This is a genomic window from Cloacibacterium normanense (assembly GCF_002943105.1).
In the GTDB taxonomy this organism is placed as follows: Bacteria; Bacteroidota; Bacteroidia; order Flavobacteriales; family Weeksellaceae; genus Cloacibacterium.
Genome location: NZ_PTPZ01000001.1, coordinates 502,353 through 516,103 on the forward strand (window position 1 = coordinate 502,353; position 13,751 = coordinate 516,103).

At 35.5% G+C, this 13,751-nt stretch carries 15 protein-coding genes; 6 read left to right on the forward strand and 9 right to left on the reverse strand.

The features are described from left to right. The first annotated feature begins 4 nt into the window (after positions 1 to 4). The 5 genes from C3729_RS02255 to C3729_RS02275 are packed head-to-tail and all read left to right on the forward strand — an operon-like array spanning position 5 to position 3,524. Positions 5 to 997 (forward strand): cbb3-type cytochrome c oxidase subunit II, encoded by a 993-nt coding sequence (locus C3729_RS02255; protein WP_104792642.1) that lies wholly within the window; start codon positions 5 to 7, stop codon positions 995 to 997. 21 nt (positions 998 to 1,018) lie between these two features. Further along, positions 1,019 to 1,300 carry a hypothetical protein gene (locus C3729_RS02260; RefSeq protein WP_260204346.1) on the forward strand — a complete coding sequence of 94 codons (282 nt, stop codon included), beginning with the start codon at positions 1,019 to 1,021 and terminating at the stop codon, positions 1,298 to 1,300. Continuing rightward, positions 1,297 to 1,707 carry a cytochrome C gene (locus tag C3729_RS02265; protein WP_104792644.1) on the forward strand — a complete coding sequence of 137 codons (411 nt, stop codon included), beginning with the start codon at positions 1,297 to 1,299 and terminating at the stop codon, positions 1,705 to 1,707. The genes C3729_RS02260 and C3729_RS02265 overlap by 4 nt, the downstream gene beginning before the upstream one ends. Positions 1,708 to 1,737: 30 nt before the next feature. Continuing rightward, on the forward strand, positions 1,738 to 2,991 hold the full coding sequence (locus tag C3729_RS02270) for an NAD(P)/FAD-dependent oxidoreductase (protein ID WP_104792645.1): 1,254 nt from the start codon (positions 1,738 to 1,740) through the stop codon (positions 2,989 to 2,991). A gap of 5 nt (positions 2,992 to 2,996) precedes the next feature. After that, complete coding sequence (locus tag C3729_RS02275) at positions 2,997 to 3,524, forward strand: DUF421 domain-containing protein (protein WP_104792646.1); 528 nt, start codon at positions 2,997 to 2,999, stop codon at positions 3,522 to 3,524. A gap of 1 nt (position 3,525) precedes the next feature. On the opposite strand, the gene C3729_RS02280 is transcribed toward C3729_RS02275, so the two are convergent. The 5 genes from C3729_RS02280 to C3729_RS02300 all read right to left on the reverse strand — a co-directional run bounded on the left by C3729_RS02280 (position 3,526) and on the right by C3729_RS02300 (position 9,370). Beyond that, the gene (locus C3729_RS02280) at positions 3,526 to 4,683 is read right to left on the reverse strand and encodes an alcohol dehydrogenase catalytic domain-containing protein (RefSeq protein WP_104792647.1); all 1,158 of its coding nucleotides are present in this window, start codon (positions 4,681 to 4,683) and stop codon (positions 3,526 to 3,528) included. A 10-nt stretch (positions 4,684 to 4,693) separates the two neighbouring features. After that, entirely contained in the window at positions 4,694 to 6,265 is a 1,572-nt protein-coding gene (locus C3729_RS02285) for an FAD-dependent oxidoreductase (RefSeq protein WP_104792648.1), read from the reverse strand. 125 nt (positions 6,266 to 6,390) lie between these two features. Continuing rightward, complete coding sequence (locus tag C3729_RS02290; protein ID WP_104792649.1) at positions 6,391 to 7,593, reverse strand: Gfo/Idh/MocA family protein; 1,203 nt, start codon at positions 7,591 to 7,593, stop codon at positions 6,391 to 6,393. A 12-nt stretch (positions 7,594 to 7,605) separates the two neighbouring features. Further along, on the reverse strand, positions 7,606 to 7,836 hold the full coding sequence (locus C3729_RS02295) for a hypothetical protein (protein WP_104792650.1): 231 nt from the start codon (positions 7,834 to 7,836) through the stop codon (positions 7,606 to 7,608). Then, positions 7,826 to 9,370 carry an FAD-dependent oxidoreductase gene (locus C3729_RS02300; RefSeq protein WP_104792651.1) on the reverse strand — a complete coding sequence of 515 codons (1,545 nt, stop codon included), beginning with the start codon at positions 9,368 to 9,370 and terminating at the stop codon, positions 7,826 to 7,828. Before C3729_RS02300 ends, C3729_RS02295 begins: the two co-directional genes overlap by 11 nt. An 83-nt stretch (positions 9,371 to 9,453) precedes the next feature. On the opposite strand from C3729_RS02300, the gene C3729_RS02305 reads away from it, so the two are divergent. Further along, positions 9,454 to 9,942, forward strand: coding sequence for a CinA family protein (locus C3729_RS02305; RefSeq protein WP_104792652.1), 489 nt, complete (start codon positions 9,454 to 9,456; stop codon positions 9,940 to 9,942). A 59-nt stretch (positions 9,943 to 10,001) separates the two neighbouring features. Here the strand turns inward: C3729_RS02305 and C3729_RS02310 are convergent, their stop codons facing one another. The 4 genes from C3729_RS02310 to C3729_RS02325 form a co-directional block, all read right to left on the reverse strand. Beyond that, complete coding sequence (locus tag C3729_RS02310) at positions 10,002 to 10,529, reverse strand: DUF892 family protein (protein WP_104792653.1); 528 nt, start codon at positions 10,527 to 10,529, stop codon at positions 10,002 to 10,004. A 67-nt stretch (positions 10,530 to 10,596) separates the two neighbouring features. Next, positions 10,597 to 11,436, reverse strand: coding sequence for a ferritin-like domain-containing protein (locus C3729_RS02315; RefSeq protein WP_260204354.1), 840 nt, complete (start codon positions 11,434 to 11,436; stop codon positions 10,597 to 10,599). Positions 11,437 to 11,492: 56 nt separating this feature from the next. Then, a complete protein-coding gene (locus C3729_RS02320; protein WP_133159933.1) occupies positions 11,493 to 12,527 on the reverse strand; it encodes a hypothetical protein in 1,035 nt (344 codons plus the stop codon). Positions 12,528 to 12,573: 46 nt separating this feature from the next. After that, entirely contained in the window at positions 12,574 to 13,230 is a 657-nt protein-coding gene (locus tag C3729_RS02325) for a hypothetical protein (protein ID WP_104792655.1), read from the reverse strand. Positions 13,231 to 13,751 lie beyond the last annotated feature (521 nt).

The following is a 13,751-nucleotide window of genomic DNA, read 5'->3' on the forward strand; positions in this document are numbered from 1 at the left end:
TACCATGAAGTTTTTTAATAATCATTATGTATTGTACGGTTTGGCCTTTTCATTATTTCTAGGACTTACCTTTTATATTGCGATTTTTCCAGCAATTGAAAATCAAAAAATAAATAATGCCTTGCCTCCACAAACGAAAATGCTCTCTGCTGAAGAAAAAGCTGGAAAAGCCGTATACATAGAAAACGGCTGTGTAGGGTGCCATACCCAGCAAGTAAGAAATGTAGAAATGGATAATATTTTTGGAAAAAGACCAAGTATACCAGCAGATTTTGCCACCAATAAGCGAACAGATTTTTGGAGAAATACAGCTAATCTTATGGGAACCCAAAGAACAGGACCTGATTTAACCAATATTGGAGAACGCCAGCCAAGTGACCAATGGCATTATATCCATCTATACCAGCCCAGAGTTGCAGTAGCACAATCTGTAATGCCAGCATATCCTTATCTTTTTATAGAAAAAGATGAAGTGCAAGCGGGAGACATAGAAGTGAAGATCCCTGAAAAGTTTTTAAAAAATAAAAACAAAAAAGTAGTCGCTTCAGATAAAGCAATTTTCTTAGTAGCTTATTTGAAGTCGCTAAAACAAAGAGATTTTACAGGGAATTACGTTCCTCCTTTTTTATATAAATCTCAAAAAAAAGAACCCAAAAGTGGAGGAGATTCGCAGTTGCCTGATGGAGCAGAACTCTATGCAGTGAATTGTGCTTCATGCCATCAACCAGATGGTAATGGTGTAGCGGGTGCGTTTCCTCCTTTGGCTAATAGTCCAGTGGTAAATGGAGGCGACTTAGAGTTAATCGTAACCATTATCATGAAAGGGTATGACCCAAGACCAGAATTTGCGGTGATGCCTCCCGTAGGTCAATCGGCTCAATTTACACCTGAAATGGTAACTGCGATTATCAATCATGAAAAATCTAGCTGGGGAAATAATGCTAAAAAAGTAACAGTAGAAGAAGTGAAAATCCTAATGGATAAAATTCAGAAATAAATAATGTATAAATAAAGAGCCATGCAAAAAATAAGAATAAAATTAGTTATAACCTTCTTAATGTTTTATGGAATTTTCATAAGTGCATGTGATGCGTGTAAGCTACAGCAGCCTAAAATAACCAAAAATATTGCCCATGGAGTAGGGCCAGAAAGCAATTGGGATTATATTATCGTAGGTGCTGTAACCCTTTCAGCCATTGGAATGTTTTTTTTGGCACTTAAATTTTTAATTGTTCCCAAAGAAAGAAATACATCCCATATCAAATATTCTATTTTATCTGACCAAAATGATGAATCATGACTAAAGATAATAGTATAATTTTTCTGTTTCTAGACCAAGAAACGCAGCCTATATCCATGATGGATACTCCTGTGGTCTTTGATTTAGATACTTCTAAACTTACTGATGGAGCACATGTGCTAAAGATAGTAAGTCGCTCTCCCTCGGGGAAAGAGGGAGTCCGTTTTATTCATTTTACCGTAGCCAATGGTCCTTCGATTTCAGTAGAAGGCATTAAAGAAAACGAAATTGTAGACGGTGTTTTATCGCTTATGATTAATGCTTATGATAAAGGAAATCAAAAAAGTTTCATCATATCAGGGAGTGAAACGCCTAGAACCATCCCTTTTTGGGTATGGGTAATCATCATAGTTTTTATCGCATGGGCAATTTACTATGAAATAACCAGCGCCAATGTGGCGGTCTAAAAATAATAAATAAGTTTAAAGAGAACTAATATGAAGGATAAAGAAAAAGTAATAGTATTAGGGGGTGGTTTTGCGGGATTACAATTCATCAAAAATCTAAATCCTAGAAAGTATAGAGTTCTACTGATTGATAAAGTAAATCACCATCAGTTTCAACCACTATTTTATCAAGTAGCGGCTGCACAAATTGAACCCTCAAGCATCTCTTTCCCTTTTAGAAAAATATTTCAGGGAAAGAAAAATGTTAAGGTAAGAATGGAAGAAGTAATAAGAGTAGATGCCGAAAAGCAACATGTATTTACCAATAAAAATTCATATCCTTATGACCATCTAATTCTGGCAATGGGATGTACTACTAATTTTTTTGGACTTGAACAATTCGCCAAAAAAGCATATACACTCAAATCTACTGCAGAAGCCATTCATATTCGAAATTCTTTTATTCAAAATTTTGAAAATATGGTCTCTAATTCCATCAATACCCCAGAAGAACATTACAATATAGTCATTGTAGGAGCAGGACCTACTGGTGTAGAATTAGCAGGAGCATTTGCAGAAATGAAAAAAAATATTTTGTCAAAAGATTATCCCGATTTACAAACAGCCAAAATAAAAATTATAATCATTGAAGGAAAAGAATTCCCGCTATCAAATATGAGTACTACCACCCAGAAAACTGCCCTTAGGTATTTACAGAAATTAGGAGTAAAATTATACTTCAATGCATTGGTCAAGGAGTATAACAACCATACAATTACCTTGCAAGATGGCAGAGAGATAAAATCTTCTTATGTCATCTGGACAGGTGGGATTAAAGCGAACCACATTGAAGGATTAACCAATGCATTTATAGAGAAAAGTGGGCGGGTAACAGTAAATAGAAACCATGAAGTAATGGGGCATAATAATATCTACGCCATAGGAGATATGGCACTCATGAAAACGCCTAAATATCCTAATGGTCATCCTCAAGTAGCAAATGTAGCCATCAATCAAGGGAAAAATCTCGCACAAATTTTTAACACCAGTAAGTCAAAAGAATTTATATACCGAGATTTAGGCTCATTAGCAACCATAGGAAAGTTCAAAGCGGTTGCAGATTTGCCGTGGCTCAAAATGAAAGGTTTTTTTGCTTGGCTCTTCTGGATGTTTCTTCATTTAATGCTCATTTTAAGTGTTAAAAATAAACTCATCATCTTCATCAATTGGATGTGGAATTTTTTTACCAATGACAGCTCTCTACGCCTAATTTTGTCAGCCGAAAAAAATAAAAACTACCATTAAATAATATGGAAATCAAAATAACAGACCTCGAGAAAATAGTAAAACCAGAAATGCCCCTTTTTGAAATTTTTTTAAGAGGCGTAATTCTTTATTTCTTGATCTTGCTAATTCTCCGTTTTCTTCCAAGAAGAACTACAGGTGAATTAGGAGCTATGGATTTGGTTTTCATCCTTCTTCTTACAGAGGCGGCCTCACACGCCATGGGAGATTTTACTTCTCTGGGAGATGGGGTAATAATGTTGTTGGTTTTTATCCTATGCAATTATGGAGTGAACCAACTCACTTACCATGTTAAATTTTTTCAGAATATTTTTGAACATCCTCCGGTACAAATCATTAAAAACGGAAAAATCTTACATCGAAATATGCGTAAAGAGTTACTCACCCAAGATGAATTGATGGCTAATCTCAGAGAAAATGGGATAGAGAAATTAACCGATGTAAAAAATGCCTTCGTAGAAAGCGAAGGCAATATTTCATTTGTAAAATGGGAAAAGGAGGCTCATGATAATCCCAGTATTAAACGAAATTAGTCTATTTCCAAGGGTCTAAAACCACTTTTACACAGCCATCTTCTTTTTGATCAAAAAGCTGATAACCCTTTTCTACCTCATTCAGAGATAGCCGGTGGGTTATAATATCGTCTAATATGACTTTCTCATCTATGACATAATCTAAAAGTTGATCTATAATACCATGTACAGGTGCTTGTCCAGCTCTTATGGTAAGTCCTTTGTCAAAAATTTGTCCCAACGGAAAGTTATCGTAATTCACGGGATATACCCCCAAAATAGAAACTTTGCCTCCTCTTCTTACAGAGCTGAAGCATGCCTCTAAAACTTTTATGGAACCTTTTTCAAAATTAACAGTTGCTTTTGCTCGGTCTAAAAGATTTCGGTCGGGTTCGAAGCCTACAGCATCTACACAAAGGTCGGCTCCACGTCCTTCGGTAAGAGCTCTGACCTGAGCGATGGTATCTTTCGCATTTTCCCATAAAATGGTTTCACATCCCGTTTGCATTTTTACTTTTTCTAAGCGGTATGCCAGAGTATCTATAACGATGATTTTTCCTGCATGATGCAAAACGGCGCTTTTGGCAGCCATAACACCTACTGGTCCAGCTCCAAAAATAACTACACTTTCGCCTCCTTTTAATTCTCCCCACATGATTCCTGTAGGAAAAATATCAGTAAGAAATAAGACTTGTTCATCGCTTAGGTGCTCAGGAACTTTTCTCGGACCATAATAAGCATAAGGAACTCTCACATATTGTGCCTGTCCACCATTGTACCCTCCATACATATCGCTGTAACCAAACATTCCTCCTCCTTTTTCAATGAAAATTCCCCCTTCTGGCCCATAATGTTCTGGGTTAGAATTTTCACAAGCACTGGGTAAAGAATGTTGACAAAAAAAACATCCACCACAAGCGATAGGGAAGGGTACTACCACACGGTCGCCTTTCTTCAGATGCAGTACGTTTCTGCCTACTTCTTCTATAATCCCCATGAATTCATGACCCATTACCATAGGTCTTGCCTGAGGTATTCCCCCCGAATACATATGCAGATCGCTTCCGCAAATGGCAGTAGAAGTAACTTTTAAAATAATATCATCTTGGTTTTCTAAGATAGGATCATCTATTTCATCACAAGTGATTTTTCCTGGTCGGTGAAATACGGCTGCTTTCATAAATTAATTGTTAAGGATTAATAAATTTGTTTTCTGTCATTTTTTTAGGTGTTGCTTCTTCTTTTTCTGGATGTTCTATTTTTACAACCTCTAGATTTTTAAGTGCAGGACCATGAATGACTCTTCCATTGGGTTCAAATTGAGAACCGTGACATGGGCAATCCCATGTTTTTTCTGTGGTATTCCATTGTACAGTGCAACCCATGTGTGTACATAATGGACTTAGGTAATGAAGGGAATCTCCAGTATCTCGGTAAACTGCAAAGGTTTTTCCTTGACATTGGGTTAGCTTGCCTTCTCCTTTCTCTATATTTTCTAAATCAAAATTTAATTCTGCATTTTGCCTTTGATGAATGTGCTTGAAAAATGAATTTACATTTTCATGAATAATACTTTGAGCACTACAAATATGATGGCTTCTGCAAGGAGAGAGCAATTGTGATATTTCAGACTCTTTTCCATCCATCAATTCGGGGATGATTCGTGCAGCCATACTACCATACAGCATACCATCTCCTCCAAATCCAGTAGCCACATAGATATTTTGCTCTCCTGGCATAAGACCTATATAAGGGAGTCCATCTGCTGAAGTATAATAGGGTGCAAACCATTTGTTTTTGACTTCTAAGGTGAATCTTTCTTTTACATATTCTTCTAAGTCTTCAAAAGGATTTTTAGTAGAATTTTCTTGTCCCGCTTTATGGTCAAAACCTCCAGCGATGATTTTGTAATCTTTGCCGCTTTTATGGTATCTGAAATAATGATATGGCTTTTCTAAATCTCCTCCTTGAGCGATTTTAGGAGGTGTATTTTTTAAATTTCCACAGAGAGCATAACTGATATAGGGCGTGACCAATAGATTAAGTCGCGTGTCCGCGGGTGGATTATGTGTCGCCCAAACTACTTTTTTGCTGAGTATGTTTTTTTTGTCTTCGGTTTTTATGACAACCATATCATCTTGGGAATTACAAGACAAAACAGCACAGTGGGATAAAAGTTGCCCTCCATTTTTTTCAAATTCCTGCAATAGTCTTTTTAAATATTTAAGAGGATGAAACTGTAGTTGTCCCTCAATCTCCAAAGCTTTTTTATAAGGGATATCAAAAGGGAGTTCGTAAATTCTCTTAGTAGGAATCCCTAAACTGGTATGGGCTTTTAGAATTTGAGTGAGTTTTTCGTTTTGCTCCTTTTCGGTGCTAAATAAATAAAAATTACACTTCTTGTGCTCGCACCTGATTTGATAATTTTTAATGTTTTGATAAATGTATTGTATGGTTTCTTGGGCTTGGTCGGCAATCACTTTTGCTTTGCTTTCTCCGAAACATTGAATCAGTTCATCATAAGGGGTTTCTAAAAAGTTATTAATAAAAGCAGTAGATTTTCCCGTAGTTCCACTGCCTGGATATTCTTTTTCTAGAATAAGACATTTTTTATTCCTCTTTTGAAGTTCATTTCCTAAAGTGATTCCAGTGATTCCCGCACCTATTATGACCACATCATAGAGTTCATCAGAAGAAATGGAATCTTGGGTTAGCGTTTTTCTGGTATTCCAAAAATTTTTATTTTGCCTAGCTCTGTTCATAGTACTGAGTTGTTGTTTTTAAGGTTGAGTAACGGTTACTGTAGAAAAGAACGTTTGTGTTTTTTTAGGCTTTATCTTCTTTATAATACAAGAAAATTTTTTAATTAAACGGTTTTATGAAGGCTTTATTTTTCTTGAAGTTTTATTTCGGGTTTATTTCCTCTTTTTATACTCTTGGGCAAACGATGGCTAAGGGAGATGGGCTCATTCGTTTGCGCAGATTCATAAATAGCTTCCATAATCATTAAATCCTGAAGGCCCACTTCTCCCGAAGTGTAGGGTTCAGTATCGTTTAGGATACATTCAGAAAAATAATCAATCTCTTGAGTAAACTGGTTCACAGGAGAAATTTTGATTTCCTTTTTTAAAAGATTTTCTTCAGGCTTACTGATGATCAGTTTTTGACCCTCATACGAGTAGGCGTCATCTAAAATCATCCAGCCACCATCACCATAAATCTCATATTTTCTAGAAGTATGGATTTGATAACTGGTAGAACATTGTACGATGATGTCATCAGGAAACTTCATTTGCCAATTGACCATCTCTTCTATTTCCTGAAAACTAGGATCTAAAGGGTTACTATATTGATGAGCATAAACTTCTAAAGGTTCGGAATCGAGTAAAAATCTCATGGTATTAAGGCAATAAATGCCAATATCAAAAAGAGCTCCTCCTCCTGCAAGGTCTTTGATGTAGCGCCAGTGCTCTGGCTGGTGAGAGGGTTGCCCATTATGAGTTTGGATAAATTTCACAGTTCCTATAGAATGCTCTTCTATCTCTTGTCTTACATAATGATTATAAGGTTCATATTGTATCCTATAGGCAATCATAAGTTTAACAGCTGCAGCTTTACAAGCATCAATCATCTCCTGACATTCTTGTGAATTAATCGCCATGGGCTTTTCGCAAAGGACATGTTTTTTTGCTATTGCGCTGCGGAGGGTAAACTCTTTGTGCTTACTATTCGGCAAGACAATGAAAACGGCATCTATATTTTTGTTTTCAGAAATTTGTTCAAATTCTTCATAAAGATATTGAGCACTTTCGGGTATATCATACATCTCTCCTGTCTTTCTAAGCTTTTCTAAACTACCACTTACCAAAGCACTGATTTTAGACTTTTTACATTCTTTCATAGCGGGTAAAATCTGGTTGAGCGTTAGATGTCCCAGTCCTACAATGGCGTAACCTATTTTGGCATTTTCAGGATAGTTTAGATGCATGGTTTCTACTTTACTACTGCTGTTACTTTCCAATAAAATGGGCTCATCTATGCCTGCAGGAATAAAGGCTTGTGATTGATGAGGGGTGGTGTTTTTTTTCATATTTTTTAATTTTTATAATTCTAAAATAACGACTCCTATTTGCTGCGGAGAAGTGGAAGATAAGGTTAAACTGATAGAATAAAGATTGATAATTTTTATTTTAATGTCTACTTCAACTCCTTCAGTGAATTGATAGAGCGCAACAATAATATCTTGTGTGCCAAGACCATGTTCTATAACTTGTGTTTCTCCGGGGTCAAGGTGAATCATTCTTTGTAGAAGATGAAGACGATTACTTTTCATGTTTTTCTGTTTTAGAAGGTTTAAGAATTTGAAGTTCTTCAAGTCCTTGCGTACTAGGTCCATTCAGTAATTTGCCAGAAGTATCAAATCGAGATCCATGGCAAGGGCAATCCCATGATTGCTCTGCTTTATTAAACTTTACGGTACAGCCCATATGTGGACAAACAGCAGATAAAAAACTAAAATTTCCTTCTATATCTTTGTATACTGCTACTTTTTTCTGTTCTATTTCTACCACTTTCCCTTCATCAAAACTCATCTCATCAAGCAGGTGATGGGTGCTTTCTGTCCATTGGCTTTTTATGAAATGAAGAAAGGCATCCGTATTTTCTTTAATAGCTTGACTTGCACTGGCAATAATTTTTATTCTTTCTGGAGAAATTATTTTGGCCAATTCATTCTCTTTTCCTTCTATTAAGTCAGCAATCACTTCCGCGGACAGAGTTCCCCAAGTCATGCCGTTTCCATTATAACCTGTCGAAATATAAATATTTTCTTCTCCAGGCATTTTACCAATGTATGGCAGTCCATCTGCGGGAACATAATACTGGGAGGACCACTTTTCACATATTTCACCAATTCTAAAATGCTCTTTTGCATAAGCAATAAGTTGCTGAAAAGAATTTTCGGTATTTTCGAGATGTCCAGTTTTATGGTCGAATCCTCCAATAATCAAATAATATTGATGGTCTTTTTTATGATATCTGAAATAGTGATAGGGTTCATGTAAATCCGCCGCTTGAGCTGCTTTAGGAGGCGGAAAAAGCATTTTAGCACTTAAAGCATAACTTCTGTAGGGAGCAACTAATAAATTAAAACGGTTATTTCCCGGTGGAACATGGGTGGCCCAAACCAAATTTTTTGCGGTAAATATTTTATCTTTTCCAAGGCTTATTCTAATTCCATCCTCTGTTTTTTCATAATCTTCAACCAAGGCACGGGTGAGAAGGTAACCTCCCTGTTGCTCAAAATGATGAAATAAGCCATGAATGTACTTTAACGGATGAAAATGAGCCTGTCCTTTAATCTTGATAATACTATGGGTTTGGATGTCAAATGGGAATTCTGTTGTAATGGCAGTAGGTAAGGATACTTTATAATGGCCTTCAAAAATTTTACGCAGCAATGCGTCTTGTTTTTTTTCTGCGCTAAACAAATAAAAATCACATTCCTCATAATCACAGTCCAAAGCATATTTTTTTATATACGTATGAATCGTATGATAGACTCCTTGCGCATGTTCAGCAATGATTTGAGCTTCTTTTTCTCCAAAGTTTCGGATGATTTGATCGTATGAACAATCGAAAAAATTATTAATATGTGCTGTAGTACCGCTACTGGTTCCTGAAGCAATATCATTTTTCTCCAATACCAAACATTTTTTTCCTCTTTTTTGAAGTTCCATAGCAATAGAAATTCCACTAAGACCAGCTCCTACGATAATGGTGTCAAAGTCATTCGTGGGAGGAGGTATATTTTGGTGTTGGTAACCAGCGTCTTGCCAGAAACTTTTTAGATGGCCGTCTCTTTTCATACTGAATATTTAAAATTTTAATTAAACATTTTTATTTTGGTCTCATTATTGAACTTTATATCATTCACCATTAATCCTTTAAAATGAAAAAATCCCAAAAGAAAATTTTAGATGACCTTTCAAACAATCTTCTGGATAAAAAGCTTACCATAGCGGTTGCAGAAAGTTGCACTGCTGGACTTCTGATGAATATATTGTCTCTTGCTCCACAAGCCATGTCCTTTTTACAGGGTGGTATGGTAGTTTATAATATCGGTCAAAAAGCAAAACATCTGAATATAAATCCTATTGTTGCTCAAGAAAATAATGCCGTTTCTGAACCAATCGCAGAAAAAATGGCTTCAGAGGTTGCTCATAGATTTAATGCTGAAATAGGAATTGCCATTACAGGTTTTGCTCAACCCATCTTAGAAGAAAATATTAAAGATTGTTTTGCTTATTTTGCAATTTCTCTTCATGGTAAAACCATTGTTTCTAAACAATTATTTGGTGACTCAAAAAAATTACTTTTTTCTAATCAAGAAATCTATGCAACACAAATTTTAAAAGAACTGCTGAATCAACTGAGATAATATAATTAATGAAAGTATGGGTTTTCAGAGAAGGTAGCTGTCCAACAGTTCTTTGTTTTTTAAGTAATTTCTTCTAGTTCTTGTCTTTTTTCTTCCATTTCCGCAATTCCTATTGCAAATAATTCATGGGCTTCTGTAAAATGAATGATGTTAGATAATACCATCAATGCAGAATAAACGCCCATTTGATAATGGATTATTTTTTGGATGAGCTGCAATAATTCTTCTTCTTTTCTTTTGGGGTCTTTAATCGTCTTTTGTAAAATAGTGTGAGCTTCTTTTTCCAAGGCGAGTAGGGATTGATCAAAAGCTGATTTTTTGATGCCATTTTTTTTCATAAGTTGTGCTATTCTTTTGGCTTGTGCTTTTTTAGTAAACTCAAAAGACAAGTAAAGCTCTTTGATTCGGGGAGAATCAAAAAAACATTCCATTTTCTCTAAAATGGCTGAGGTTTGATGATCGGAATAAATGGCATAATTTAAACTATCTTGATAGTAAGAGAACAAAGGATTATGTACTTGATGATGTTTTTTCAACGGTTTTTCCTTAGGAAATGACGGTTGAGGCAAATGCTGATTATTCTTCATAAATCTATTTTTATCAAAGAAGGGAGCTGATTCTGCAAACCAGCATCCCTCTTCTTAATATGGAAAATTAGTAAAAGAACCTTCTTTGTTGGCTGCTATATCGATTTTCATCATATTCCTCGTCATAAAAATCTTCATCTTCTTCATTCTCATCATCATATTCCTGGTCACTTTCCCCTTCTTGATCATCTTCTTTGGCAGCGAAATTGATATTGCTTTCTGCAATCATCGTAAGAAGTTCATCGGTCTGTTCTTCTTCTTCTAATGTTTTATGGAGAAGTTCAGAGATATCATAAAGCTCTAAAGTTTCTGCCAATGCAGCTAAACCTCCATAACTGGCAATTTCATAATGTTCTACCTTTTGAGCAGCGATAATCAAGCCTGCATCTCGGGTCATACTGCCATCTTCTGTTTCTTTAATGGTATTTTCTCCCTCTTTTACAATGCCAACGATTGCCTCACATTTTTTAGCTTCTGGCTCTTCTCCCAACATTTTAAATACCTTTTCTATTCTAGAAACGTGTTTTTGGGTGAGTAGATAGTGATCTTCAAAAGCTTCTTGTAATTCATTCGTTGTAGCCGCTTTTTGCATTTTGGGTAAAGCTTCTAAGAGATGTTTCTCTGCATAGAGAATATCTTTTAGCCCTGCGATGAAAAATGTAAAAAGAGGTCCTCCTTTTTCTGTTTCAGAAGGCTTCTGGCTATTCTTTTTTTCATCCATTCCCGTATCATCTTCCTGATTAGACTTATCTTGATTTTCTTGAGAAGAATTCTGAGTGCTATTATTACTATTTTGAGTAGCAGACTCGTTAGATGAGTTCTGATTGGTGTCCTTTGAAGTACCTTTTGGAGTAGACGTTTTATCTTTGTCCGAAGTATTGTTGGTTTTATTTTTATTCGTGTCCATAATAATTTCTTTTTAAAAAACCAGCCGCCTTTTGAGCGGCCAGTCGAGTGTTAATGTTATGAATTTCTGTTATTTCCACTATTTCTGCTGTTGCCGCTGTTGCTTCTACTTCCGTTGCTGCTGCTGCGGTTGCTGCTATTACTTCTGCTTCTGCTCCCAAAACCTCCACGTCTTGAACCGCTAGATGAACCTCCTCTTGATGAAGAACTTCCTCCTCTACCAGAATTTCCTCTTGATGATGAGTTTCCAGATCTTCCAGAAGAACTTCTGCCTGACGAGCCACGTCCTGATGAACCTCTTCCAGTAGAAGTGAATCTACCCATTTCGTCTCTTGGGTGTTCTGATTCATCGAAATTACTTCTGCCATCTCTGCCAGATGATGAGCCTCTACCCGAATTGGAGTTGCTGCCGCGTCCAGAATTGCCTCTTGAAGAAGATCCTCCTCTTGAAGAAGAGTTTCCTCCTCTGCTAGAACCACTTCTTGATGATGAGTTACCAGACCTTCCAGATGATGAACCTCTTCCAGAATTACCTCTGTTTGAAGAACCTCTGCCAGAAGAAGTGAATCTACCCATTTCATCTCTTGGATGTTCTGATTCGTCAAAGTCACTTCTTCCATCTCTGCCAGAACTGCTTCTTGATGAAGAACTTCTGTTAGATGACGAGTAGGAAGATGAACGGTTAGATGAGCCTCTTCTTGAATTTCCACGTCCTGATGAACCTCTACCAGAATTAGATCTACCTCCTTGACGATAATCATTATCATCATATTCCTCATCTTCGTCATCATCATAGTAGTCATCATAATCGTCGTCGTAATCATCATAATCGTCATCATCATAATCATCGTTATAGTTATTTTCATAACGATAATCATCGTCATCATAATCATCATCGTCATAATCATCATAATCATCATAATCATCATAGTCCTCGTCATAATCGTAACGATTGTCATAGTCATAATCGTCATCTTCATTATAGCGACTTCTTCCGCTGTTATAGTTTTGTGAATTTGAACCTCTTCCCGAAGTTCCTCTACTGGTGGAAGATCCATACCTTCCGTTTCCAGAATTTCTTCTTGTATTCATAATGTTGAATTTTAAATGATTTGGTTATAAATAAAATTAAAGGTGTTTAGTAATTTCTACGTCTTGGGCGATGGTAATCATTGCTGAAGTCGTCGTCTTGGTTTCGGTTTTCATTTCCTCTTGATGAGTAATAATCCTCGTTCATTCTTGAACGATTACCTCTGTTGTTGTCGTAAGAGTCTGAATAATTTCCTCGTGGATTTCTCTGGTTAGAAAAGCTGTTTTGTGAACGACTTTGTTGTGAAAAAGAATTTCTATTCATCCCCATATCAAAGTCGTCGTCCATTTCCCAAAGATCATTTTCGAAATAATCAGAGTTTCTATCATTATCCCATTCGTTTCTATTCATTCTAGAATCTCTCCCTCTATCAGAATTGCCATAAAACTCATTTTCACTTTCAAATCTTCTGCTGTTACCACTTCCGTAGGGTGAAGATTGTTGATGACTTGAATTGTAATCTTGATAGCCACCAGAGCGGTTAGAATTTGAACCATTATTAAATCGATTCATAGAAGCACGAGTATTGTTGCCTCTTTGCTCATAATTTTGAGAATAATCATCTTGATAATCATCTTGATAATGATTCCCTTGTGAATTACGGTTGTTGTAAGATCTTGAATTAAAATCTCTGTTCTGATTTTGAGATGTTCTGTTGGTAGAAGAATTCATTCTTCCGTTTCCAAAATTTCTTCTTTGGTTCATAATAAAAATATTTTGTGATTAGGTTTTGCTAATGTAGAAGTGTAGAGTAGTGAAAAAAAATATTTAATGTTAATTTATATATGTTAAAAATCAATTATGAATATTAAATATTTATTTTAATATTTTATTTTTTATTAAATGTGTAAAATATGATATTTTTTATTTAATACCATTTAAGTCTTAATTACAGGAGAAATATTGTTTAATTGATAAAAAAAATAGATATTTCTAACTCGTTTTATGTGAGTCATAAATTTGAGTCATAAATTTTAAGAAAGTGATAAATTATTATCTTTTTAAAAGATACGGGCCGAAATTATGGGATAAATTTTAACATTTTTAGAATAAACCTTTTGAAATGCCAAAAAATTGTGATAATTATATAAAAGAAACATCTAAATGATGTAAGATTTAAACTTATAATACAAGTATTTTATAGCAAGATGTTTCGTCAGAGGATTACTTTTTTATCATTATTTTTTTATCTAAACGGTGATAAATATTATTAAATAAGTTTTTAG